The sequence below is a fragment of the Brevibacillus humidisoli genome (genome assembly GCF_020923435.1).
Taxonomy (GTDB): domain Bacteria; phylum Bacillota; class Bacilli; order Brevibacillales; family Brevibacillaceae; genus Brevibacillus_E; species Brevibacillus_E humidisoli.
Genome location: NZ_CP087263.1, coordinates 398,329 through 422,856 on the forward strand (window position 1 = coordinate 398,329; position 24,528 = coordinate 422,856).

Genomic DNA, 24,528 nt, shown 5'->3' on the forward strand with positions numbered 1-24,528 from the left:
CCCGTGTCAAAGAAAGCTCGGTTTGCGTTTTCATTGATTTCGCTCGAAGTGGTACTTCTTCCGTATCTGCTGGCGTTCTTGTGGTTGCTGAAAGAAACCCAAACGATTCGTGGCTTGCAGGATGTGTGGTTATCACACGTGACAACTGAACCGATCGGCACATACCTAAACGTTTTGAGCGATCCGACTTTGCTCAAAACTTTTTTGTTGCTTCAGGTCATCGTGGGGGCCTTTCTCCTCCAATTTCTTTGGCGACCAGAGAACAAGGTCCTCCGGCAAAAAAAGAGACGGTTGCGGGAGGGAGTCGGTGGTCCAGAAGCAGCAGGTGATGGACAACACGGTACAAGTCGGTGGCAAACCGAGGAGGAGCTGGATGCTTCGACTACGGTTTGGTATACCAATAAGCCACCACAAGAAACCGGATTAGTTATCGGCATGAGGAACGCCGGGAGAAAAAAGTTGAAGGTCTGGAAAATCACCAGAGATGGCCACAACCTGATCATCGGGGCAACTCGGTCTGGGAAGTCTCGCAGGTTGGTATTGCCGAGTATATGGAGCATTGCCCAAAAAGGGGAGAGCATGATTCTCTCAGACCCAAAAGGGGAGCTGTACGCACGTTCCCATAAATATTTACGGGAGCGTGGATACGAAGTGGTAATGCTTGATTTCCGTAATCCAAAAAGGGGAAATTACTGGAACCTGATGGATCCCATCATCCGGGGGATGGAAGAAGATGAATATGCCCGAGCTTCCGAGGCAGCCTGGGATATCGCTCATACCATCGTCCATCAAAAGCAGCATAATGGTGATCCGATTTGGGCAAACGGGCAAGAGAGTATCATTGCTGCACTCATGCAATTAGTTGCCGCAGAAGCCCAAATGGATGAGGAGAAACACCTTCATTCTGTTTACACCATCCTGTCAGAAATGGGAGAAACGATTCAGCTCCCCAATGGAATGGACTATAATCCCTTGCTGCAGTATTTGAGGAATCTTCCCATGGGGCACGTGGCACGAATGGCGTTAGCAACTGCTCGAGTCTCTCCAGAGAAAATGCGTTCTAGCTTCTTGGGTGGGGCGACCGTTGACCTTCGACTTTTTGCGGATCCATCTATAGCTCGGATGACGAGTAAACAAGACCATGACCTCGCGGGCCCTGGAAGACAAAAAACGGCGGTGTTTATGATCATCCCGGACGAGAAATCAACAAGGCATGTGCTGGCAACTTTGTACGTTTCGCAAACCTATGAGGCTCTAGTCCAATTGGCAAACCAGAACCACGGACGCCTGCCTGTCCGTGTGCACTATCTCTTGGACGAATTTGGAAACCTACCACCGGTTCCTGACTTCGGTACGAAGATTACGGTATCAGCGGGACGGGGGATTCTGTTTAATCTCATCATTCAGGATCTTGGTCAAATCCGCAAAAAATATAAAGACGATTACACGACGATCATCGGGAACTGCCAGACATGGATATACCTTTTGACACGGGATATTGATACAGCAAAGCAGTTGAGTGAGATGACGGGAAAATATACGGTTGCGACACAAAATCACTCGGCCAATGTGCAGACGAAGAGCATCTCAACTGGCTATTCAAGTGGCTTAACAAGCCGCCCGCTGTTGATGCCGGATGAGATCCTGCGATTTCCCCAAGATCAGGCGTTGGTGCTGCAAGCGAGGCAATTTCCGGCGATTACTCCATTACCTGACCTTTCTTTCTGGCCAGCAGATGGAGACTTGGAAGAGGCGGACGATCATTACGACAAACCCATAACGTCCGAACCGGTTCGGGTATGGATTCCGGGAATGGAAGAGTCAGACGAAACTCCCCTCTACGAATATCCGGATGAGCCAGAAAGAAAGAAAAAATCAATCTTCGATGAAGATAAGGAGGACTAACACATGAAGAAATATCTTGCCGCTATCATACTGTTTGTCAGTCAACTTATGACGACATATGCTGTTTATGCCGCCAAAGACAATATTTTAGTGACAGGAACGAAAGCTCTGCTCAATGATGCGTTGTTTTGGATTCTGATCCTGATTCCCGTTGCAGCTGCCGTAGCCATTGCATGGGCAAATTTTCAAAAGAAAGGAACGGAAGAACCGGCAGAGATCGCAGCCAAGGACAAGCTGATCAAAAAGTATATCTGGGCTGCGATAATTGGTGAGTGTTCGGCTGCTATTGTCAAACTCGTTTTGAGCTATTACGGTGTGACTGCGGACATATAAGAAGGGGGTATTTCACTTGGATTGGATAAAACAGCTGATCCATGAATCCGTGATGTACTCCATGCAGAAACAGGTGGAGTCAATCGTCAACGAATACATGGGAGCACTCGTGTATTTGCGTGAAATCATCCTTGACCTGTTAGCAAGCCATTATTTTACGCAAGCGATCCTCTACGTTCAGGGGATCGCTGCTTTAGTATTGGTGGTAAAAATCTCCTTTGAAGCCTGGAGTACTCACATCCTGCGATTAAACGGAGATCCGGATGCGGATCCAGAAGGTTTGCTAAAGGGGGGGATTGCGTCTGGGGCAATAATCGCGACAGCTCCGTGGATTGTACAACAGGTGTGGATGTTTGGTCTATCTATTCAGAGAGACATTACGCAGTTACCAGGGACAGATTTGGGGTTTGAGCAAGATGCGCTCCTGAACTTCTTTCTCAATTGCCTTACTCTACCCGGTACCCTCTTTCTAGGGGTCATAGCCGCTCTGCTGATTTATCTACTTGTTGTGTTTCAAAGTATTATCTTTGCCATTGAAACCAGCATCCTGGTGTTAATTGGTATGTGGATGGCATTGGGGTTGACGAATCCCCAATCCAGTTCATTTCAAATATGGTGGAAAGACCTACTGGGTACCACCTTATTGCCTGGGGTACAATTACTGACTTTGAAGGGTGCCTTTGTCTTCTGGACTGATGTAAACGGGACGCCTGGGTTAAAATTACTTCTGTTTATCTTATTGATGTTTGTCGCTTATAGGCTACCGCAACGAATACAAATGTATGTAGCATATTCGAGCAGCGGAGTTGGGAGAACAACGGTGAATATGGCGCAAACGGTGCTTACAAAACTCTTGATGAAGAGGTGATAGGGAATGTACCTAATCCCCAAAAATGTGAACACACGATTCGAATTTCGGGACGGGGTAGGATGGAAAGAGATAGTGGTCATGCTGGCTGGTGTGGGAGTCGGACTGATCCTCTTTTTTCTACTGGGTTTGTTCTCTACTGGTTTGTTTATTCGACTGATCCTTTTGGCTGCCCCGATTATCGGGGCGTTTTTCCTCATCCAGCCGCACCCAATGACCAAACAATCGGTTCTAGATACGTTGTGGATGGCTCATCGTTTTCGTCGCTCGAAGAAACGATACTTGTATAAGTTTGGAGGAGATCGGGTATGAACTTGAATAAGCTGAAGGAGTTCCTCCCTCGCAAGATAACGCAACATCATCAGAAAGGAAGCGTCCAATCCTGGATACCGGTTCAGGACGTGGCAGAGCACCATATGACTCGTCAGGATCGCTGGCATGTTGCAGGAATACGAGTTTCTCCAAAAAATATTGATTTATTAAGTCAACGAGAGCGGAAAAGATTAATCCACCATCTCAAGGAAGTGCAAAACGGACTCCGTGGTCACTATCAGATCTATTGTGTTGGCCGCTCAGTAGATTTGGATGGGTACATGTCCCATTTGGAAGAGATAAAGGCCAAAACTGAGGATCCGATTCGAAAGAAAATTCTTCAGTCACAAATTAAACAAGCTGCACAAACGGCGATTTCCGGCGAGTCACTGGAAACGCTATTTTTTATTCTATTTGCCGCAGAACACAAAGCGGAGCTGATCGAACTCGTCAAGCATCTGGTAACGGAACTGCGAAACAAGGGAATCGGCTGTTACGTGTGTGATCACAAGGAGTTGATGGACATGCAATTTGTCTTCACCCATCCTGTTCAGGCCGCTTACGAACGGATACCGGAAGATACCAAAGATTATTTACCGCCACAATTTTTGAATCCGGAAAGGATGAAAGCACTTGGCTAAGAATCCGAAAAAAACGGCTCCGGCCATGGGAAACTTTCTTGACTTGATCAGCCCATCCGCTTTGAAATTTGAGGAAAGGCGGGTCGTAGTGGGTGACCAATATCAACAGATTCTGGTGATCGTCGATTACCCGGAGAGTGTAGAAGTGGCTTGGCTCTCCCGTGTCGCCAATCTCCCTGGTGTGGTATGCAGCATCCACGTAGAATCCACATCCTCTGCAGACCTGTTGGACCATTTGAAAGTAGCCATGGGAGAACTGCAAGGAAAACTCCTGCAAGGCGGTAATCCATACTCTTCGATGATGACGGAAAAGAAATTTAACCACGCGAAGGAACTGGTCAAAAAAATAACGGATGAGCAGCAATGTGTTTTCCACGTAACCGTTGTTCTTGGGGTAACTGCTCCTAATGAAAAAACACTACGAGCAAGAGTGAAAAATGTAGAGCAGACGTTAGCTGGTTTACAGCTGCGAGTGCGTACAGCTGTGTATCGGCAGGAAGATGGATATAAGGCAGCGGGTCCTTGGGTAACGTTGCCAAAGTCGATCCGTGAAATGGGTGCTAGAAATATGCCTGCTGAAAGTGTAGCTGGTTCTTTCCCATTTACCTCAAGTAACTTAAACGATGGCAGGGGTATCCTTTTGGGAACGGATCGATCAGATGGTGTCGTTCTTCTGGATATTTGGAAGCGCGAGGGAAGTCGCACAAACTCGAACATGCTGCTCACCGGTCGTCCGGGTGTCGGAAAATCCACAACCGTGAAAAAAATCATTTACAACGAATACGGTCAAGGCAGAAAAGTCATCAAGATTGATCCAGAACGAGAGTACAAAGACTTGTGTCAGTACGTAAAAGGCAACTGGATTAATTGCGGAGGAGGAGCCGGTGGTCGCATTAATCCGTTGCAAGTTCGCATCGTACCGTTGGACGATGAAGAGGAGGAAGCCATTGAAAATGGGTTGGCAGAGTACCGTCCTCTTGCGCATCACTTCCAAACGTTGCGAACGTTTTTTTCTCTCTACTTACGTGACTTGACTGGGGAGGATCAGGCTCGGTTGGAAATGGCGTTGGAGGAGGTGTACCACCGTTTTGACATTCAATGGACCACACGACCCGAAGACGTGCCTAACGACTCTTGGCCACATATTGGACATCTACATGAGTGGATTGAACAAAGTAGCAGGAAGGCAGCGGAATGGGAGCGACTTGGACTACGCCTGCGCAGTGCCGCAAAAGGAGCCGATTCGGCTTTGTGGGCAGGGCATTCCACGATAACGGATCAAGCAGAATTTACCGTTCTGGACATCAAGAATTTAATGGATGGAAGTCAGAATGTCATTGCAGCCCAATACTTCAACATGCTCACGTGGGCATGGAACGAAATCGCGTTTAATCGGTATATAGAAGTTCTATTTGGAATGGACGAGGGATATCTCATTGCGGATCCGAAAGCACCCGATGCTCTACGGACCGTCCGAAATATCTCGAAACGAATCAGGAAATACAGAGGGGGCCTATTCTTCATCACTCATAACTTTGAAGATTTGCTCCATGATGATGTACGACTATACGGTCAGTCACTTATCGATAACCCAACGTATAAGGTCATCATGCCGCAAGGGGAGAAGGACATTCAGATCCTGACTCCCCTTCTGCATTTATCCGAGCAGGAAGTGGATTTGCTCGAAAAAGGAGGGCGTGGGGATGCTCTCCTCATCGCAGGTAACCGGAGGCTGTATGTGAAGATCGAGCCGACGACAGAGGAGTTGGAGATTTTCGGTTCGGCGGGTGGCTTGTAATGCCACTTGCCATCCGGGTTTTACTCTTTCTTTTACCGAAGAATCGAAACGCGATGGCAGGTGTGATCGGGCTTATCTTCCTGCCGTTCGTGCTGTTTTATGTGATGATTTCATCTGCCATATCGGTCTTACACGTGCCGGCGATTGAACCGAGTCAGATGGATTTTTATAAAAATGCAGTGGACGCGATACAAAAGGATACAGGGGTCAGGACTGAATGGCAAGAACTTGTTGCGATTGATGCTGTACGGTTCAACCAGGATTTTCAGAAGGCATCTCCCACTGGCGCCAGGAGATTGGCTCGTAAGTTCATCCGAATTGAAAAGGAGACCAATGAGAAGGGAGAGGTTGAAACCCATTACTACAAGAAATCTCTCGAAACAGTCGTAGAGGAAATGATACAAGATGGTCTGCTGGTCGAAGGTGACCTACAAAGAATCAAGCAATATCTATTGTTGCCATGGGATACGGGAGGTGTTGGTTCTCTCCCTGATGGGTATGTGCCGGTTCCTAGTGAGGGTGGACTGGTGTTTCCTGTAGTAGGGCAATGGGTTGTCACAGACGGTTTTCATGAGCGAATCAATCCGGTTACCGGGAGATATGAATTCCACCGTGGGATTGACCTGGCTGCAGAGAGCGGTACACCTGTGGTGGCTGCAAGGGCAGGGAAAATTGTTTTTGCAGATGAGAATGGCAGCGCGGGTAACGAAGTGAAAATCGATCATGGTGACGGCACGAAAACAAGGTATCTCCATCTGGATTCCATTATGGTGCGAAGAGGGCAGTTCGTAGAAGCAGGAGAGCTCATTGGCAGTGTTGGATCCACCGGACGCTCGACTGGCCCTCACCTTCACTTTGAGTTTCATGTAAATGGTAGACCAGTAGATCCAGCTTTTTATCTATTCTCAAATGACTGAACGAAGGAGTGAGGAAAGGTGTTTGGAATCGTATCCGCTAATTTGGATGGTTTGATTCAGGAGGCAATAGGGGAACCGCCTATCTTTCAATCAGATGGTTCGTCCATCCGTGATGAACTCGATGCTGCTGCTAGAGCTGCCATCCGAACATTAGTCATTGACTTGGATTGCTTAGCAGAGGACGAGGGGTTGATGGCACTTAGAAGCTACCGGCGAAGAAGACCTCACACCCGCATTATTCTGTTAGGGATAAATAGGGTGCCGGGTGATTCGGTTTTGGCTAGATGTGTATCCCTGGGGATCTACGATGTTGTCAATATCGAAACAGACGGAAAGGATGAGGAGCAAGTACGTTCTCTCATCCTTTCTTCGTTACAGAGACAGCTGGCACAACCGGCTGCAACCTATGCCGATGCAGCCAGATGGGATATTTACGACAGCCCCTTTTCTCGCGTGAACAAGACAGTAAAATCTATTGGAACAGAAGGGGCGAACATCAAAAGCGTTGTGATTAAAGAGCGGCTGATCGGAACGCCCGTCATCGTGATAACAAGTGCGACGAAAGGAAGTGGCTGCACGTATGCTGCTATCCAATTAGCACAGTTGCTGCAGAACTTCGGGAAAGTGGCATGCTTGGAGCTGCAGCATGGTGACTCTGCAGGGAGTTTGCCGTTATTGACAACGGAACATGTGGAAGGTGTTTTTCAGGTAAAAGGGATGCCGCATATCGACTTTGCTTACGTAAAAAGGACGACAGACGTAACAAAACAGAAAAAATATGACTGGATTGTGGTGGATGCCGGGTACTGGAAAGATCGGTCGGATGACACCATAGACGAGTGGGAAAGAGCTACTGTTGGATGTGTGACGGTTGCTCCTTCTCCCTGGGGATATTTTGAGTATCTAAAACAGATGGACTCTATTTCACGACACCGGCAGGATTGGATATTGCTGCTACAACACCCATCGGCGGGTCAGGAAAAAAAGATTAAGCAGGACATGGCAGAATATTGTCTGCCGATTTACTCGTTACCGTATCAACCGGAGGTATTTTCTCTATCTGATGAAACCGCAGGTGTACTTCAATCCGCATTTCATCAAACCTTACCACAGTCGGTAGCGAAGAAGAGAATAACCTTTCGATTTCCTTGGTGGAGATCCTCATGATGTTGGGCACAAAGTTTGTTCCCGAACACCTGGTGAGTCTTCTACAAAAAATTGCTAAGGTTCCTTTGTCGAACCATGCGGGCAAAGCACATTACGAGCTGGTGGATTTTTTGGAGCAAGAATCGTTCTTTTGTGAGTGTGAACATACCATTTATCACCTGGACGGACGTCAGGAGCGCGTTGATGTCATGGCACATCGGGATGGGGAAGTCTTGGCAATTGAGGTTGACTCTCAATTGAAAAGAAAATCCGTGATGAGGTTGTCTCAACTTGAAGGAGGTGATCTCTACCGCATCATTGTAATTTTGAAAGGTACTTGCAAGAAAGTACCCGATGATATACACGCTGTTGTGAAGGTCCCGATCAAAGAGTGAGGTTTTTCCTGACCAGAGAAAAAAAGTAAAGGATGTGATAATGGTGGAGCGTGACGTCATTCTTCAGGCGCGGCAGACGGATCTCCCTTCTTTTTTGTGTTCGATGGGATTTGACCTGAAGAAAGAGGGAAAGAATTACCGGCTCACCAGTTACAGTGGTGTCCTCGTGCGGGACAATATGTATACGGATTTTGCGAATGGGAAAAGTGGAAATGCCGTTGACTTCTGCATGCAGGTGCTCCACTTACCTTTTCATGAGGCGGTTGAGGCTTTAAACAAGTATGGTGCGAGAGTACAATTGCCTGAATCCCTGTCAAAAGAGGCCAAGCAAGAACAGCCGGTTGTGTTGCCCGAACGTGCTGAAAATTACAGAAGAATATTTGCATATTTGCATCGTACGCGAGGCATTCCGGTATCACTGATCCAGGAGTTAATCAGAGAGAAGCTGCTGTATCAGGATTGCAAAGGGAATGCCGTTTTTATTTGCCGGGATGAAAGTGGTGAGGCAAGAGGGGCGATGATCCGGGGAACCCTAACCGGCAAGAGCTTTAAACAACGGATTGGTAGCGGAGAATTTCCCTTTATTTGGGGAGCTGCAGTAGGAAAAACAACTTTAACGCTAACGGAAGCACCTATTGAGGCTCTTTCTATTGCGACACTCTATCCTGAAAGCCGTCAGTCTATCTTGGTATCCTTAGGTGGGATTGATTTCATAAGTAGTGTAGAAAAACTACTTGAACAGTATCTGATTAAGCGGCTTGTCTTGTCCTTTAATAATGATCGACCAGGAAGAGAAGCTGTCCAACGATTTACGGAACGCTTTGGCCACCAAGTGGAGGTCAAGGCGTTTTTACCTTCTGCGGAGGATTGGAATGAACACTTATTAACTCATAAAAGTGGAACTCAATGTTTGGAAAGATAAGTAAATAAAGATGTAGCTGGTTTAACCCGAGTTCGACAGTTGCTAGGTAAATGAAATGCCCGTCATCCCTTGTGCAGTCTGGGTTTTCGGGCATAAGCATGTAAAACGGCGTGTATCTATGACTTGGGTTGGATTTCGAGGAACCTCGGAGGAGCCTCAATCCCAAGCGTATCAAAGGTTTTTCGTTGTTTGGCGGTCAATTCGGTGCTCTGGTACACGTCTCCGTTTTTCGAAGAAAAATGTCCGAGATGGATGCGATCCAGTTCCTTGCGCAATGCACTCCAAGTTTCGCCGGTTTCCACCTCGACAATGCGCACCAACAGCAACGCCAGCCAACTGAGTAGAATATGCGCGCGAATGCGCTCCTCCAGACGATGAAACATCGGGCGAAGTTCTAGTGTCGTCTTCAGCGTACGGAACGCATCCTCCACATCGACGAGTTGCTTGTAGCCAAGCGCCACATCTTCCGCGGAAAGCGTGTCATCCGAAGTTCGGATCAAATACTTGCCGTCGTACTTCTCCGCATCGCGGATCGCCTGCTTATCCAGCTTGAGCGTCCCGTCCTTGAGCTGGCGCAAATACTTTCCGTAGGTCGTATGGGAGCGCAACTTACACGTTGCCTTCGTATGGGCTTGGCCGCTCAACGGCTTGAGTGCATCCAGTTCCACTTGCAGGTGGTCGATCATCTGTTCACGGCGAAGGCGATCCCGCTCAGCTTCCCTGGGATTGTGAACCAAGACATAGCGCTTGCGTGCTTCTCCATCACCGACGACGATGTCCTTGACTTGCAGATTCTCGCGAACATGATGGTATCGGCCTTTGCGGCTCATCGCTGCGTCCGTCGTTTCTTTGCCGGATCGCATTTTCTCCCCAACAATATAATGACCGCCTGTGCGCTGCAATGTGCGCAAGTTGTCTTCGGAGGAGAATCCCCGATCCATGACGCTGATCACTCTGCCGAGTTTCCAGCCGACCAAGTCGCGCTTGACCTGATCGACGACGGACATATCCGACGTATTGCCCGGCCATACCCACGAGCGGATCGGAATGCCTTGACGGGTGACAGCCAATCCGATGACGACCTGAACCAGATCCGGACGTTTGTCCTTCGAAAATCCCTGCTTACGCAAGGTGTCGTCTTCCGGTACATCGAACGGATCGACTTCGAAGTAAGAGGAGGTGGTGTCGAAGTAGAGCAGATCGACCTCCAGATTCAGCAAATCTGAGACAGAGCAATACACCTGGTGCTCCAGCTCCGACTGAACGTCCAGCAGTTCATCCATCGCCCGGTACAGTTGCTGACTGCTTACCTCGCTTATGCCTGGCAGATACACATCTTCCTTCACCCAATCTTCCATGGCCAGCTTGCTCGAGGGATTCAGCGCCCGATTCGCCACCATGGCGAAGATCAGACGTTCAATCGACGCTTGATGCTTGCGATCGCTGAACAGTTTCTCGAGGATCACATCCAGGCCGATCTTGTGCCACAGTTGATGGAGCAACCAGGCCCCACCCAGACGTTTGCTGGACTGGAACAGGAACTGCGCCGTTTCGCCGATCGCATTCTGTACTTGCAAAGCCGCTTCCGGCGTAAGATAGCGGGCGATGCTTTGCACCAAGCGTTCCAGGACTGAGCGATCGATTTCATCTTCGCGACCGAACGAGTAAATGACCTTGGCTTTGGCGTGTTTAGCGATGGGATCCCATTCATTGTGTGCTAATTGGAGGTAAGCGGTTGTGGATCCATTTTTATTTTTTCGAGAAACGCGACGTATATACATGCCTATATAATATCATAACAAATCGCTATATACAAGAAATATAAACCAAAACGTGTGCCTATGAAAATTCGTATTTTTTTCTATTGGCAAACCCGAAGACCCTTGCTATTATGCGATTCTTGATTTTTCATGTGCCCCAAAATGCCGATTTACTGTCGAACTCGGGTTTAACAGAAAAATGGCGGGACGACTGTAAGTGTCTGATGAAAATTTTGTTTTAGGCCTCCATGCCGCTTACGCGGCATGGAGGCCTAAAACTTTATTATCTCTGTACAGTAGGGGAGAGTGACCATTAGTACAACTTTCTCTATCACCCAAAAATCTTTCGTACCTGGTCGTAGATTCTTATGGGAAGATTCGCGAAGCAGAAACCGACTTGGTTCTCCTGTGCCTCAACGAGAAATGGAGTGTTGAGGTGCAGAACTTCTTCAAACAATCCTGCCGAAAACTCCCGTTTGACCAGTACGAATGATGTTTTCATTCCAACACCCTCCTTATATACTGAGTGTACCATTGAGGAATGGGACAAAAAACAATACAGTGGATCGAGAAAAATTAAAGAAAGCTCCTTAACGGGATCGCCCGTTTCAGGAACTTTTTATCGCTCCATATTTATATCCTTTCTTTGTGCCCCTGACAACAAACGCTTTTCAACTTCATATTCGATAAGTTGACTGATGGTCTTCTGCAGCTGCAGTGATGAGATGAGCAGCAAATCTAAACTGATCATATCTTCTGGCAATAACTCCCCGACCTTCCTCTCCAAGAGGTGCCGCGAGATGGACCGAATTTGCTCCGTTTTGATAAAGCTATCTTTTACAATGGTTCCTCTGTATGTATTATCAGCGGCAGCATAGTCTTTTGCAGATAGAATAAGATCAGTACGGGTGGTCTCTTTCTTCTCTCCCTCTTGATTATAAAGAGAAGTGATAGGTAGAATGGTAACTGTCTTTCTTGGAAAATCACTATCGAAAAGAACAACACAACGATGAGATCCCCTTAAAATACGTGAAGGATCTGGCTCTACAGGTGGTTCTGCAGGTAGATCGACGAAGAAAACCTCGCCACGTTTAAAGGTACGTTTTTGGTTCCATTCTGGATTTCTCAATAACCTTCCCCCCAGTCTGCTATTCAGATGAGAGTCTAACAGCGTCTTGGTAGTGCTTAAACCTTAGCCGCTGATTTTCTTTCTCGTCACCGATTGCAACCTTGGAGAAGTCGATACCAGTTTGCTTATATAGTTTTGAAACGGCTTTCTCCATTGAAGAACGTGAGGCTGCTTGTTCAGCAAGTTGCATACGGTTAGCTTGCAATCTTTTAGCTCGAAACGGAATGATTTTTTGATCCACTCGAACCACTTCCTATGCTCTCATTTGTCATTATTATAACCTAAACTGGGGGGAATTAGTAGATAGTATGATGGTACCCAGTCAATTTAATACCAAATATTGATGAAGGAAAGCATAGATACTGACCCCTTTATTGATGCCTATGATCGAGAGATTGTTGGCTACAGCTTTTCTCGTTTCTGCCGAACGGATGAATTGTTACAAGCAGTGAACATGGCCATTGATTATCCGTTTCCAACGTGCAAGGGTTAAGTATTCGCAGCGATAACGGGTGCCAGATAATCCGAAAACAGTATGTATCAGGAACGAGCCAGGTTATTAAGATATCAAGAGAAACGGTATAATCGTCGGAACAGTTACCAAGGTTGCCTCTAACAGATGGATCGCTTATGGAACGGTATGCGATACGAAGCAACGTGTCTGAAGCATGCAGCCTTTTGCGCTTGTGAGGGGTATAAAGACAATCCCAATCGTAAAATACTTATGGTAAAATGTAGGTGTAAATGGACGGATTCGAATATTGGAGGAACAGTATGATTACCATTATCCGCGGTAGTTCTAATAAACCCATATCAAGCCAACACTTAGTGGATTATTTTGAGCAACGTTCTGATTTAGAAGGTATTTTGTATCTTGGATACCCGATCATAGGTAGTGTTGATGGTTCGATTAATATCGATGCCATGCTTGTTTCCCCTAGCTTTGGGATGATTATATTTGACCTTGTTGAGGGAATCAACTTTGAAGATCGAACTGAGATCCGAGATGACCTTTATACAAAGATATATTCAAAGTTAATCGATTATAAATCACTTAGTGTTCGAAGAAAACTTCAAGTGAAAATAAGCGTTGCTACCTATGCTTCGGGTTGGAGTACTCGGCTGGAGGATGAACCTGAAGTGGTTACTTCTCATGAAGCTTTGGATACTTACTTAAGCGATATAACTTGGCAGAACAATGAGTATTATAGAGTATTATTGCAGGCGATACAAGCAGTTACAAATATCAAGAGTACACCTAAAAGAGAAAATGTAACAAAACCCAACTCCAAGGGAGCAATCCTTAAATCGTTAGAAGATTCTATAGCTAACTTGGATAGTAACCAGAGTGCAGCAGTTATAGAAACTTCTGATAGTGTTCAAAGGATACGCGGGTTAGCAGGATCAGGTAAGACAATCGTACTTGCATTAAAAGTTGCTTACTTACATTCTAAAAATCCTGAGTGGAATATTGCAGTAACATTTAATACTCGTTCATTGAAAAAGCAATTTGAAGATTTAATAACTCGATTTACGTATGAACACAAAAGGGATAAACCCGACTGGGATAAGATCAAGATAATGCAGGGGTGGGGAAGTCCATCGAATAAGGGAATATACTACGAAGTTTGTAAACAACATGATATTGAGTATTTTGACTATACTGCTGCCAAAAATGCTTATGAGGGGAGTTTTGCGGCCGTTTGCAGGAAAGCATTATCGGATATTCAAAAATTTATCCCGATGTACGATGTGATTTTAATCGATGAGGCTCAAGATTTTTCGCGGGAGTTCTTGACGCTTTGTTACGAAATCTTGACACCACCAAAAAGGCTAATATTTGCTTATGACGAACTTCAAACATTAAGTCGTAATTCTATGCCACCAACGGAGGAAATTTTTGGGTGTGATGAAAGAGATAGACCCAGGGTTGTTTTGCGAAATGAACGAAATAAACCGAAGCAAGACATCATTTTGAGGGTGTGTTATCGGAACTCAAGACCAGTTCTCGCAACTGCACATGCTCTTGGCTTTGGGGTATACAGAGAAGACGGCATGGTTCAAATGTTTGGAGATAAGTCACTATGGCTTGATGTTGGCTACCAAGTTATTGACGGCGCATTAAATGATGGAGAAAAAGTAAAACTGGGGAGGAACGCTGATTCTAGCCCAGAGTTCTTGGAAAATCATTCACCCATTGATGATTTAATTCAGTTCAAATGTTTCGAAGATGTTCACCGACAAGAAGAGTGGATTGTTCAAGAAATATACAAGAATTTGACCCAGGATGAGTTGCGTCCACAGGATATCATGGTTGTTCACACTGACCCATTAACAACCCAAGATGCGGTGGGGAATATGCGCAGACGATTATTTGAAATGGGCATCAATACACATCTGGCAGGTGCAGCAAATCCTGACTTGTTTAATAAAGATGATTCGGTAACATTTACTGGGATTTATCGTGCAAAAGGAAATGAAGCAGGGATGGTGTATGTAATAAATGCTCAGAACTGCTACAGTGGGATGGAATTGTCAAAAAAGAGGAACATTTTATTCACCGCAATAACTAGGAGTAAAGGTTGGGTTCGTGTGACTGGTTACGGTGAAGATATGTTAAAACTGACTCGAGAGTATCAAGAAACAAAGGATAGAAATTTCGAACTCCATTTCACATATCCCACAGCTGATATGAGAAAGAAAATGAATATTATTCATCGCGATATGACAAGGGATGAAAAGAGGTTCGTTGAGTCCAGTATTGAGAACCTCACTGAGATTGTTAAAGCAATTCGCCGCAAGGAAATTTACCTTGAAGACTTGCCCCAAGAATTAAGGGAGGCTTTGAAGGTGATTTTCGATGAGTAGTATTTCACAATTGTTGTATACAGAAGTGATGGATGTAACAACTTTGCTGATCTCATTTAATCTAAGTATCGATCAAAACTTTCCATCTAATCGTGAAATAGTGGATAAAGGAACAGTCTTTGAAGTAATAGACTGGGGTAAGACAGATACATTATCGATAGTGTTTAAGAATGTCGAATACAAGGTAATATACGATGAATTGAACAATGGTAGGAATTTCAATATTAAAATGATTGATGGTGCATTGATTCAACTAATGTATAAGGCTAAGAGGAATGAAATTGTTTCCCATAGATTAGCTTTCTTCCCCAATCCTTACTTAGAGAAGTTTCAGAACGATCCAGAAATATATGAGAAGGCAGACCTTTATGCAGATATACTTGCTAAAAATATAGTCCCGGTACCTATTAGATTTGACTTTAATGCGGATGTTCATGACGAGATGCATGCAATGTCCCATGCTTCATTTGGTCAGTATAAAAATTGCCGAATACCTGTTTGCTCACCCTTAACTCCTTCAAAGTTCATTGATTTCATATTGAGGAACTTCTATTCGAGTGCTTATCGAGAGTATCGAAATGATTATGAGAGCAATATCTCATTTGGTCGAACGATTACATCTGATGAAGAAAAGCTTGTTCACTTCAATTTCTAATAATAATAAAGGAATAATAGTCCTTCTGTGGAGGGTTTGAGGGGCTGAAAGGGGTCTGTCAAGATTTTTGTGTAAACTTAATCAACCGATATATGAAAAGGTTTCATCCCATAATCGGAACATCTTTCTCGTAGCCAATGGGGGTCAAGGGCGTAAGGCGTAGCAAACCCTTGACCTGATTGGCGAAGAGAAAGACAATCTTTTTGGGGATGAAGCCTTTCATTTTAACGAATGTACGGTTGTACTCTCTCTTCAAAGAATACGGATAGTTGTAACAGGATCTGTCCCCAGTTTTGGACTCGTCCCGTCCATTTCCGTAAGACATCCATCGTCACGAGATAAAGCATTTTGAGAAGGGCTTCGTCCGTTGGAAATACAGCTTTTCCTTTCGTAACTTTCCGTAATTGTCGATGGTAACTCTCAATGACATTCGTCGTGTAAATGAGTTTTCGAATCTCTGGTGGGTATTTGAAGAAGGTGGCGATTTCGGCCCAATTGTTCCGCCAGGAACGTACCAACAAGGGATATTTGTTACCCCAGGACTGTTCAAAATGATCGAGTTCTTCTAAGGCTGCTTGCTCCGTTGGAGCCTTATAGATCGGCTTAAGCTCTGACGTAATCTTCTTCAAGTCCTTGTATGACACATACTTGATGGAATTCCGAATCTGATGGATGATGCACTTCTGAATTTCTGTCTTCGGGTAACATGCCGATATGGCTTCTGTAAAGCCTTTCAGGTTGTCAACGGAAGTGATTAAAATATCTTGGACACCACGGTTCTTCAACTCGTTAAGTACGTGGAGCCAAAACTTCGCGGATTCATTTTCCCCGATCCAGATGCCAAGGACATCTTTGTGGCCATCCAGATCGATGCCAATGACCATATACGCAGCCTTATTGACGATGGCTCCGTCCTGCTTTACCTTAAAATGAATCGCATCCATGAAAACGACAGCGTACACCGATTGCAGGGGACGATTCTGCCACTCTTTAATCAAGGGAATGATTTTGTTCGTTACGTTGGAAATGAGTGTTGGCGAGACCTCAATGCCATAGAGCTGCTGCAGGTGATCTTGAATGTCGCGAGTGGATACCCCTTTGGCGTACATGGCAAGAATCTGATCTTCGATCCCTGTAACGTTTGACTGGTGTTTCTTCACGATAACGGGATCAAACTCTCCCTCTCGATCCCGTGGTACCTGAATGTCGATATCACCATATTCGGAACGAACGGTCTTCTTGCTGTATCCATTGCGACTGTTCGTGGTTCGTTTGTTTTTGGAGTCATGCTTCGCGTAGCCAAGTTCAGTCTCCAATTCGGCTTCCAGCATCTCCTGGATGGTGTCAGCGAACAGCTCTTTTAAAGCTGATTGCACATCCTCCATCGACTTCATGTTCTTTTCCTTAATCCACTGCCTGAGTTGCTCTTTTGGTATGAGGCTCATAAAAAATCCCAACCTTTCTAAGTTAATTGTAAATGAGTAGGTTGAGAGTTTACACAAAATATTTTATAGACTCGCTGAAAGATCTCCACCTATCCGCCAATCCTTTCTCCGGACCACTCCGCCGGAGGTGGTGAACAAGCTGTTGGAGATGAGCCCGAGTAACCTACATGGAGTTGTACCCGGCTGAGTGATATGCTCATTCTGCAAGGAACCTAAGTCAGTCCTCCCACGATTCAGAACATCCTCAACAAGCACGGCATGGGTACCCAATGCGAACGGATGGAAGAAAAAGTGTTGCAGCCCCTATGGAGCTGACAGCGGAGCAAGCGGTCCCGATTGAAAAGGCGAATCCCTGTTTATCGCGAACGCCATGTGAAAATCGGCCGTCTAGGAGAGTTGCTGGCTCGAATAAGTTTTTTGTCGGGATCTTTAAAGGGAGTGAGCAAAATCTACCTGTAAGCGATCATCGATACGTACCGGCAGTTATGCATTTGGGTTTCTGCATACCGGAAACTGCCTGAATGTACGGTAACCATTCTCTATAACGACGTGCTGCCGTTTTATCGGAACACGGTCTTACGGAATCGGCTGTTCTGCGGACAATTGCCGGGAGTTCTGCGGTCGGGATACCCATCCGTATGAGCTGTACTTGGCTGTGAACGACATCGAATACAGAAAAACACGAGTGAGATGTCCCCAAACCAACGGACTCGTAGAACGTTTTAATCGTACCGTGTTCGATGAGTTTTTCCGGATCAAGTTTCGTGAATAATTACGAAATCTCGAAGCATGGTGGTACACTATAACATCGAGCGGCCCCACCGTGGATATTGTAACATGGGGGAAGGGGCTATGGATAAATTCACCAATGGGTAATGGAAGAAAAGTCTTTCAGTGTTGTCCGGACAGAAGCTTAACTGAACGGATCAGGATTTAGAACGTATATATCCTCAAGAGGTCAACCAATACAACAGGCACAGCACGCTGATGTCCGCCTATCGGCACATCAAGGAGCCGAAGTTCATGCATTGTGTGATCCGGGAGAAGGGTGAGGTGTATAAGGCGTTCAGGACGTTTTTTGGGAAGAAGGAAGTATCGGCGTAAACCAATCAGAATAGTTGTTGACGATCACTTGGAAAATGGCCAAATGACCTATACGGAAGCAGTTGTTATCAACAAACAAGAGGCTGTCCCAAAAGGGTAGTCCCAAATGACTGAATCCCAAAAATGAACGAAATCATCCCGTTTCACTAATAATAGTGGGACGGGATGTTTGCTATTAGGATTATTTCAACAGGAAAGCGGGGCTGGATAAACCAGTAAATTGCTTTTGGGACACCCACGGCAAAGAAGTGGTACGTTGAGTTGTTGATATCGTCCCATATTTCGAACGCCCGGGATATGTCGAGGTTCGACTCGGCGGCTATCATCACAAGTGGGCCTGATCGATAGCCGTTATGCGCCCGAACAAGATGCTGAGCGATATTGTATGTTTATGAGGCTGTCTTTGGCTTCGATAACCATTTTCCCAAGTAGTCTCCAGTTCCGCTGACCTTACTTTTTTTTCTGTCACGTTTCGTAGAGGCTGGTTCGTTGTATAGGGTGAGAGGGATGAGGAGTTTGGAAGTGGCTGATCTACAGCAGGCAGCATGACCCGCGCATTCCCGAGGTCGAATTGACCGGAACCGTGATGAAGCAACTGTACGCAGAACAGAAAAAAAGGAGCGATTTTTGTGAAATTCAAAGTAGGCGTATTGGCAGCAGCAGGCATGCTTTTGACAGTATCCACCGCGTTTGCGGCGACGAACTTTACCCTGACGGACAAGGAAGGGAGAGTCGTCTTTGAGGAAATAACACCGGAACAGGCGAACTACACGCCGCCTACGATGGAAGAGATGAAACGCAAGGGAAAAAGCTTTGACTATGCGGATCAGCTGTTGAAAGAGGGGACAGCCGCCATCTTTTACATCGTTTCCGATTTGCCGGATATGAAACTGTACACCCAGGACAAGTCCTTGCACGTTACTGATTCTGCCGCACTGCGGGCCAAGATGGAAGGGCAATACGTGACAATTTTGGACAGCTTGAATGGGGGATACGCGTTCAAGGATGCCGCCGTCACGTTCACCCCGATGACGTATGTGAACCCTCTTTCTCCGGAAGAAAAGGCGGCACTGGCGGAAAAGCTGAAGAAGCAGGCCGAGGAATCGAAACAGGATTATGCGATGCAGCCTGTGGAGCTGTCGAAAGATCATTGGCAGATCAATAGCACGTATACGCAAAACGGAAAAGACGTCCGCGTTTCGATGTTACGCACGAGCGGCAAAGAGACGCTTATCTTCAGCGAAGATACGGACTTCCAACGGGAAAAACTGGTTGTAAACGGAGTCGATATCTGGTACACGGACTTCGGGGCCGGGAAAAACGTGATGTGGATCTACGACGTACCCGGCACCGGGCAAACAATCCGCTACCATATCGAAACCGGCAATCCGGTCAGCAAGGAAGAATTGATTGAAATGGCCAAAGCGTACCTGCAGCAGTAAATTCGCGAATCAGCCAGGGGGGCGTTTGACGACCCTCGCCCTCCTGGTTGATGGAATATCATCCTTCTCCATTCGTGATGTGGAGGGCACTGTTTTTTACGGAACAAACCTTGGAATCCGGACCATAGCGGGAAATATAAAAAGAACCTGGATAGTTTCACCAGGCTCTTTTTATATTGCAAATAAACAGATACGATGATATAATCAGATCACGACTGCTTACAATTTAATGCGCACAATAATTGCATCTTACACTTTAAGTGTACCACGCCGATAAACTCTTGTCAAATGTTTTTTCTCATTTTTAATGGTTAGGAGAGATGCAGAAGTGAGTTCTTTGGTTCTCGGTTTTCAGGAAATGGAAAAAACACAGCTTTTGCTCGTTGGCGGAAAAGGGTTACATTTAGGGGAGTTATCAAAAATTCAGGGCATACAAGTACCAGAAGGATTTTGTGTGACAACAGTGGGATATCAAAAAGCCATCGAACGAAACGAAACGTTTCAAGCATTGTTGGATCGACTAACCATGCTAAAAGTAGAAGATCGAGACCAAATTGGTGAAATCAGCAGGAAGATTCGGCAAATCCTTATGGAGGTAGAAATTCCTTCCGATGTTGAGAGTGCAGTTACCGACTATCTGTCCCGGTATGGCGATGAACATGCTTATGCAGTGCGTTCAAGTGCGACTGCTGAAGATTTACCACATGCCTCTTTTGCCGGTCAACAAGACACCTATTTAAATATCATCGGTAAAGAAGCGATCTTGCAGCATATCAGCAAATGTTGGGCTTCTCTATTTACGGATCGCGCGGTAATCTACCGTATGCAAAACGGCTTCGACCACCGTCAAGTTTATTTATCCGTTATCGTTCAAAGGATGGTTTTCCCGCAGGCTTCAGGGATTTTATTTACCGCTGACCCAATTACTTCTAACCGAAAGTTGCTATCAATCGATGCCAGTTTTGGACTTGGTGAAGCACTGGTCTCTGGCTTGGTATCTGCCGATTGTTATAAAGTACAGGAAGGGCAAATCGTCGAAAAGAGGATAGCAACCAAAAAAATGGCTATCTATGGACGAAAAGAAGGCGGAACAAAGACGCGGCAGATCGATCCTGATCAGCAAAAGACTCAAACACTTACTGAACAACAAATTTTACAACTGGCACGTATTGGAAGGCAGATCGAAACTTCTTTTGGTTGCCCACAAGATATCGAATGGTGTTTGGTTGATGATACATTTTATATTGTCCAGAGTCGGCCAATCACTACTGTATACCCCATTCCTGAAGCAAATGATCAGGGAAATCGCGTTTATGTATCTGTTGGTCACCAACAAATGATGACCGATCCCATGAAACCATTGGGATTGTCTTTTTACCTGTTAACGACTCCTGCACCCATGCGTAAAGCTGGTGGAAGGTTGTTTGTTGATGTTACAAATAATCTGGCTTCCCCTGTCAGCAGAGAAATTTTATTAGATACCCTGGGACAATCCGATCCGCTCATAAAAGACGCACTCATGACCATAATAGAGCGGGGAGATTTTATAAAATCGTTACCGAATGATAAAAAAGAACCGAGTCTCGGTAAAAGCAATAAAGACATGTCGTTCCCCGGTTTTCAAGTACAACTCGAAAACGATCCGACAATCGTTTCTGATTTGATGAAGCGCAGTCAAACATCGATAGAAGAGTTGAAGCATAACATCCAAACGAAATCAGGATCGGATTTATTTGATTTTATTCTAGAAGATATCCAACAATTAAAGAAGATTTTATTTGATCCACAAAGTTCGGCTGTGATTATGACTGCTATGAATGCTTCATCATGGGTCAATGAAAAGATGAACGAGTGGTTAGGTGAAAAAAATGTAGCAGACACGCTTTCTCAATCTGTACCAAACAATATTACTTCGGAAATGGGTCTTGCGTTACTGGATGTCGCAGATGTGATTCGTCCTTATCCGGGAGTAATTGAATATTTACAACATGTAAAAGACGATAACTTTTTGGATGATCTGGTTAAGTTTGATGGTGGAAAGGAAGCCCAAGACGCTATCTATGCTTATCTCAACAAATACGGTATGCGTTGTGCCGGAGAAATCGACATTACTAGAGCTCGATGGAGTGAAAAACCAATTACACTTGTCCCGATGATTCTGGGTAACATCAAAAACTTTGAGCCTAATGCCAGCAATCGGAAATTTGAGCAAGGGCGACAGGAAGCTTTGAAAAAAGAACAAGAGATATTAGATCGATTGAAGCAATTGCCGGATGGTGAACAAAAAGCCAAAGAAACAAAACGAATGATCGACCTGATCCGGAATTTCAGCGGGTATAGGGAATATCCCAAATACGGCATGGTTCATCGCTACTTCGTTTATAAGCAGGCTTTACTGAAAGAAGCCGAACCACTCGTACAAGCCGGCGTTATTCATGAAAAAGAAGATATATACTATCTCACTTTTGAAGAACTTCACGAAGTCGTACGCACAAATACACTGGATTACCAAATCATCAGCAAACGAAAAGACGAGTACAAATTATATGAAAAACTAACTCCGCCACGTGTTATGACGTCTGATGGTGAAATCATTGTAGGTGAGTACAAACGAGAAAATCTCCCAGCCGAAGCTATTGTAGGTCTGCCTGTTTCTTCCGGAGTTGTAGAGGGGCGAGCACGTGTCATCTTAAACATGGAAGATGCTGATCTGGGAGATGGAGATATATTAGTCACTTCCTTTACTGATCCTAGCTGGACACCGTTGTTTGTATCCATAAAAGGTCTGGTCACTGAAGTTGGTGGACTAATGACTCATGGAGCAGTTATCGCACGTGAATATGGCTTGCCAGCAGTTGTCGGAGTAGAAAATGCTACCAAACTGATAAAAGATGGGCAACGAATTCGCGTGCATGGAACAGAAGGGTATATCGAAATATTGTAAGGGCTGAATACGTCTAGTAAGAGCCTCTGTCATAATGGTAGGCATTGTATGCAACTTGTCATAGATACTTAGCCACATCAGCGACGCCATACATTGCAATTTTTAACCTGTCTCTGTTCTCCTTATCATTCCACCAAGAGTCCTCGAAAATTTGATCCACTCGAACCACTTCCTATGCACTCATTTGTCCTCGTTGTGACATGAACTGGGGGAATTCGTAGATAGTATGATGATACCCCGTTAACTTAATGCGAAAAATGAGTTGAAGGATGCCCCTCAAAAAGTCTATAACTCAATTCTGGACTTTTGGGGGCTTTACGGATTATTACAACAATGAACGTAATCAGAGTGAATTGAATCACCTGTCGCCTGCAGAACACAGGCAACAGGTAAACTCGTCTAGTTGATTTTCTGTGTCCCGCTAAAGGGGTTCAGACCACTCAACCCGACTTCAATTATTTTCCAACGCGGAAGCACATATCCTTCACTCTACTACCGCCCACGCCAGGCACACATTTTCATTCGCATGATACCCGTCGGTTCGACCTTGAAAATAGCGTTCTTGAATATCGGACGGACTCAGGTTCTCTTGGAGGCGGAGCCCTATCCGTTCCAGTTCAGAAGCCAGTGTTGACGGATCAAAGGTCGTTTTCATCGGCTCGCCGATCTTGCGTAACTCCTCTCGTATCTCTTTCATATGCGGCGTACCTTCTTCAGGCAAAAAGTAATCGTAAATAACTGAGCTGCCTGCACAGGCAATATCGGTAATCGATCGCAGGGTAGCGAACACTTCGTCACTGGTTAAGTACATGGTGACGCCAAGCCAACTAAAGAAGCTTTTCAGCTGTTCGTCATACGGCGTTCTTTTGAGAGCATCAGCCAGGCTCTCCTGTGTGAAATCAACAGGTACAAAGTGAAGGTTTGCAGGGATGTCCCACTTTAACTCGGCCAGTCGATCGCGTTTGAAAGCTTGTGTGGCCGGGTGATCCACTTCAAATACCCGAATCTTGCTGAGGAGATCCGGACGACGAAAAGCAAAGGTGTCCAGTCCGGCTCCAAGTATTACGTACTGCTCCACCCCTTGCTTTACAGCCTGCTCAAGATTGTCTTCGGTATACCGGGAACGGCTAAGGACATTGGGCAACCCGATGGATTGCAAAAAAGAGAGCAAGGCATTTGGATTCGTGGTCTGGTCTGCGTTTTGTATGCTGCTTGCAGGAACATTCATCTGCTGAGCCTGGGAAAATCCTTGTTCAATCAGTGCACGTCTTTCCTCTGGGATCAAACGATGGGCGAGAAAGTCATCAAAAATTTTGGGGGTATCGCCTATGGCATGGTGGGCACGTAAGTAGGCAGTCATGATGGCAGTAAGACTAACTTGACTTTCATTCATATGGATATCCTCCTTTTCGATCCAATCTTCTCAGCGACTGAGAGGCGACCTAAAAAGAGTATACCAAACACACCACTAATTTCAAACAATTAAAATTTAATATTACCATAAAAATAAAATTTTGTCAAGGATTTTGTTTTATGAACGTGTGGAGTGGAATTCTCCGATCTATAACTCGCGGTTTATTTGCTTGCTGTTCCATAACTGACCCATTTTTAAGTGCATTTTAGCATAGTTCCCGGAAGAGATGCCCTCTTCCGGGAGAGGGAGATGAATTGACATGGTGCAATATCACGAACATATGTGCTACAATGAAAGAAGCAATTGTCAATCGGTGGTGGATCAATTTCGCGTGTTGCACTATAAAGCGTTTCGTTTTGCATCTGTCCCAACGATGGACAAAAGCAGCTTTCCTGGCAAACGTTTGGATGCTGTCGCCCGGTGTTTCATTACTTTTGGAAAGAGAGAAATCAGTCTGCCCAGCAGTAGGGAAGGGCTTGGCGTACCGTACTGATGCCACGCAGCTTCCTGTCTTGAAGAAAGCTTTTCCC

22 protein-coding genes and 2 pseudogenes are annotated in these 24,528 nt (G+C 45.4%); 18 read left to right on the forward strand and 6 right to left on the reverse strand.

Translation table 11 applies throughout. The features are described from left to right. The first annotated feature begins 3 nt into the window (after positions 1-3). The 10 genes from LOK74_RS02070 (at position 4) to LOK74_RS02115 (ending at position 9,237) form a co-directional block, all read left to right on the forward strand. On the forward strand, positions 4-1,905 hold the full coding sequence (locus LOK74_RS02070; RefSeq protein WP_230044977.1) for a VirD4-like conjugal transfer protein, CD1115 family: 1,902 nt from the start codon (positions 4-6) through the stop codon (positions 1,903-1,905). Positions 1,906-1,908: 3 nt separating this feature from the next. Then, positions 1,909-2,238, forward strand: coding sequence for a hypothetical protein (locus LOK74_RS02075; RefSeq protein WP_230044978.1), 330 nt, complete (start codon positions 1,909-1,911; stop codon positions 2,236-2,238). A gap of 16 nt (positions 2,239-2,254) precedes the next feature. Next, entirely contained in the window at positions 2,255-3,106 is an 852-nt protein-coding gene (locus LOK74_RS02080; protein WP_230044979.1) for a conjugal transfer protein TrbL family protein, read from the forward strand. 81 nt (positions 3,107-3,187) lie between these two features. Continuing rightward, the gene (locus LOK74_RS02085; RefSeq protein WP_478213053.1) at positions 3,188-3,418 is read left to right on the forward strand and encodes a hypothetical protein; all 231 of its coding nucleotides are present in this window, start codon (positions 3,188-3,190) and stop codon (positions 3,416-3,418) included. Positions 3,419-3,420: 2 nt separating this feature from the next. Further along, the gene (locus LOK74_RS02090; protein ID WP_230044981.1) at positions 3,421-4,059 is read left to right on the forward strand and encodes a TraC-like domain-containing protein; all 639 of its coding nucleotides are present in this window, start codon (positions 3,421-3,423) and stop codon (positions 4,057-4,059) included. 115 nt (positions 4,060-4,174) lie between these two features. After that, positions 4,175-5,857: a VirB4 family type IV secretion system protein gene (locus tag LOK74_RS02095; protein ID WP_230044982.1), complete on the forward strand. Its 1,683-nt coding sequence runs from the start codon at positions 4,175-4,177 to the stop codon at positions 5,855-5,857. Further along, a complete protein-coding gene (locus LOK74_RS02100) occupies positions 5,857-6,774 on the forward strand; it encodes a M23 family metallopeptidase (protein WP_230044983.1) in 918 nt (305 codons plus the stop codon). The genes LOK74_RS02095 and LOK74_RS02100 overlap by 1 nt, the downstream gene beginning before the upstream one ends. A gap of 18 nt (positions 6,775-6,792) precedes the next feature. Next, entirely contained in the window at positions 6,793-7,941 is a 1,149-nt protein-coding gene (locus LOK74_RS02105) for a hypothetical protein (RefSeq protein WP_230044984.1), read from the forward strand. Next, entirely contained in the window at positions 7,938-8,315 is a 378-nt protein-coding gene (locus tag LOK74_RS02110) for a hypothetical protein (protein WP_230044985.1), read from the forward strand. The genes LOK74_RS02105 and LOK74_RS02110 overlap by 4 nt, the downstream gene beginning before the upstream one ends. Before the next feature lie 43 nt (positions 8,316-8,358). Next, positions 8,359-9,237: a DUF3991 domain-containing protein gene (locus LOK74_RS02115; RefSeq protein WP_230044986.1), complete on the forward strand. Its 879-nt coding sequence runs from the start codon at positions 8,359-8,361 to the stop codon at positions 9,235-9,237. A 116-nt stretch (positions 9,238-9,353) separates the two neighbouring features. On the opposite strand, the gene LOK74_RS02120 is transcribed toward LOK74_RS02115, so the two are convergent. The 4 genes from LOK74_RS02120 to LOK74_RS02135 all read right to left on the reverse strand — a co-directional run bounded on the left by LOK74_RS02120 (position 9,354) and on the right by LOK74_RS02135 (position 12,367). Continuing rightward, on the reverse strand, positions 9,354-11,018 hold the full coding sequence (locus LOK74_RS02120) for an IS1634 family transposase (RefSeq protein ID WP_230044987.1): 1,665 nt from the start codon (positions 11,016-11,018) through the stop codon (positions 9,354-9,356). A 310-nt stretch (positions 11,019-11,328) separates the two neighbouring features. Further along, on the reverse strand, positions 11,329-11,499 hold the full coding sequence (locus LOK74_RS02125; protein WP_230044988.1) for a hypothetical protein: 171 nt from the start codon (positions 11,497-11,499) through the stop codon (positions 11,329-11,331). A 117-nt stretch (positions 11,500-11,616) separates the two neighbouring features. Beyond that, positions 11,617-12,126: a type II toxin-antitoxin system PemK/MazF family toxin gene (locus LOK74_RS02130; RefSeq protein WP_230044989.1), complete on the reverse strand. Its 510-nt coding sequence runs from the start codon at positions 12,124-12,126 to the stop codon at positions 11,617-11,619. A gap of 19 nt (positions 12,127-12,145) precedes the next feature. Then, positions 12,146-12,367 carry a hypothetical protein gene (locus LOK74_RS02135; RefSeq protein WP_230044990.1) on the reverse strand — a complete coding sequence of 74 codons (222 nt, stop codon included), beginning with the start codon at positions 12,365-12,367 and terminating at the stop codon, positions 12,146-12,148. A gap of 533 nt (positions 12,368-12,900) precedes the next feature. On the opposite strand from LOK74_RS02135, the gene LOK74_RS02140 reads away from it, so the two are divergent. Beyond that, on the forward strand, positions 12,901-14,994 hold the full coding sequence (locus tag LOK74_RS02140) for a DEAD/DEAH box helicase (protein ID WP_230044991.1): 2,094 nt from the start codon (positions 12,901-12,903) through the stop codon (positions 14,992-14,994). After that, entirely contained in the window at positions 14,987-15,649 is a 663-nt protein-coding gene (locus LOK74_RS02145) for a DUF2290 domain-containing protein (protein WP_230044992.1), read from the forward strand. Before LOK74_RS02140 ends, LOK74_RS02145 begins: the two co-directional genes overlap by 8 nt. Positions 15,650-15,873: 224 nt before the next feature. Here the strand turns inward: LOK74_RS02145 and LOK74_RS02150 are convergent, their stop codons facing one another. Continuing rightward, positions 15,874-17,094 (reverse strand): IS256 family transposase, encoded by a 1,221-nt coding sequence (locus LOK74_RS02150; RefSeq protein ID WP_230042332.1) that lies wholly within the window; start codon positions 17,092-17,094, stop codon positions 15,874-15,876. Between the two features lie 954 nt (positions 17,095-18,048). Between LOK74_RS02150 and LOK74_RS02155 the strand changes: the two are divergent. The 5 genes and pseudogenes from LOK74_RS02155 to LOK74_RS24330 form a co-directional block, all read left to right on the forward strand. Further along, positions 18,049-18,198 (forward strand): annotated as a pseudogene (locus tag LOK74_RS02155) (sporulation protein YhbH); the annotation flags it as partial. A 240-nt stretch (positions 18,199-18,438) separates the two neighbouring features. Beyond that, a pseudogene (locus tag LOK74_RS24150) lies at positions 18,439-18,559 on the forward strand (VOC family protein); the annotation flags it as partial. A 268-nt stretch (positions 18,560-18,827) separates the two neighbouring features. Next, positions 18,828-19,640 carry a DUF4367 domain-containing protein gene (locus tag LOK74_RS02160; protein ID WP_230044993.1) on the forward strand — a complete coding sequence of 271 codons (813 nt, stop codon included), beginning with the start codon at positions 18,828-18,830 and terminating at the stop codon, positions 19,638-19,640. A gap of 328 nt (positions 19,641-19,968) precedes the next feature. Continuing rightward, positions 19,969-22,584: a phosphoenolpyruvate synthase gene (gene ppsA, locus LOK74_RS02165; protein WP_230044994.1), complete on the forward strand. Its 2,616-nt coding sequence runs from the start codon at positions 19,969-19,971 to the stop codon at positions 22,582-22,584. A 269-nt stretch (positions 22,585-22,853) separates the two neighbouring features. Then, positions 22,854-22,991: an IS3 family transposase gene (locus LOK74_RS24330; protein WP_420908714.1), complete on the forward strand. Its 138-nt coding sequence runs from the start codon at positions 22,854-22,856 to the stop codon at positions 22,989-22,991. 77 nt (positions 22,992-23,068) lie between these two features. Here LOK74_RS24330 and LOK74_RS02170 read toward each other — a convergent pair whose 3' ends face one another. Then, positions 23,069-23,977 (reverse strand): class I SAM-dependent methyltransferase, encoded by a 909-nt coding sequence (locus tag LOK74_RS02170; protein WP_230044995.1) that lies wholly within the window; start codon positions 23,975-23,977, stop codon positions 23,069-23,071. 381 nt (positions 23,978-24,358) lie between these two features. Here LOK74_RS02170 and LOK74_RS24335 point away from each other — a divergent pair, with 381 nt between their 5' ends. Further along, positions 24,359-24,466 (forward strand): helix-turn-helix domain-containing protein, encoded by a 108-nt coding sequence (locus LOK74_RS24335; protein ID WP_420908771.1) that lies wholly within the window; start codon positions 24,359-24,361, stop codon positions 24,464-24,466. Positions 24,467-24,528: the final 62 nt, after the last annotated feature.

Coding starts and splice junctions, on each gene's coding strand:
- LOK74_RS02075 (WP_230044978.1), top strand. CDS start 1,909: ATGAAGAAATATCTTGCCGCTATCATACTGTTTGTCAGTCAACTTATG.
- LOK74_RS02150 (WP_230042332.1), bottom strand. CDS start 17,094: ATGAGCCTCATACCAAAAGAGCAACTCAGGCAGTGGATTAAGGAAAAG.
- LOK74_RS24330 (WP_420908714.1), top strand. CDS start 22,854: ATGCCCCTCAAAAAGTCTATAACTCAATTCTGGACTTTTGGGGGCTTT.
- LOK74_RS02120 (WP_230044987.1), bottom strand. CDS start 11,018: ATGTATATACGTCGCGTTTCTCGAAAAAATAAAAATGGATCCACAACC.
- LOK74_RS02125 (WP_230044988.1), bottom strand. CDS start 11,499: ATGAAAACATCATTCGTACTGGTCAAACGGGAGTTTTCGGCAGGATTG.
- LOK74_RS02145 (WP_230044992.1), top strand. CDS start 14,987: ATGAGTAGTATTTCACAATTGTTGTATACAGAAGTGATGGATGTAACA.
- LOK74_RS02110 (WP_230044985.1), top strand. CDS start 7,938: ATGATGTTGGGCACAAAGTTTGTTCCCGAACACCTGGTGAGTCTTCTA.
- LOK74_RS02100 (WP_230044983.1), top strand. CDS start 5,857: ATGCCACTTGCCATCCGGGTTTTACTCTTTCTTTTACCGAAGAATCGA.
- LOK74_RS02085 (WP_478213053.1), top strand. CDS start 3,188: ATGCTGGCTGGTGTGGGAGTCGGACTGATCCTCTTTTTTCTACTGGGT.
- LOK74_RS02170 (WP_230044995.1), bottom strand. CDS start 23,977: ATGAATGAAAGTCAAGTTAGTCTTACTGCCATCATGACTGCCTACTTA.
- LOK74_RS02140 (WP_230044991.1), top strand. CDS start 12,901: ATGATTACCATTATCCGCGGTAGTTCTAATAAACCCATATCAAGCCAA.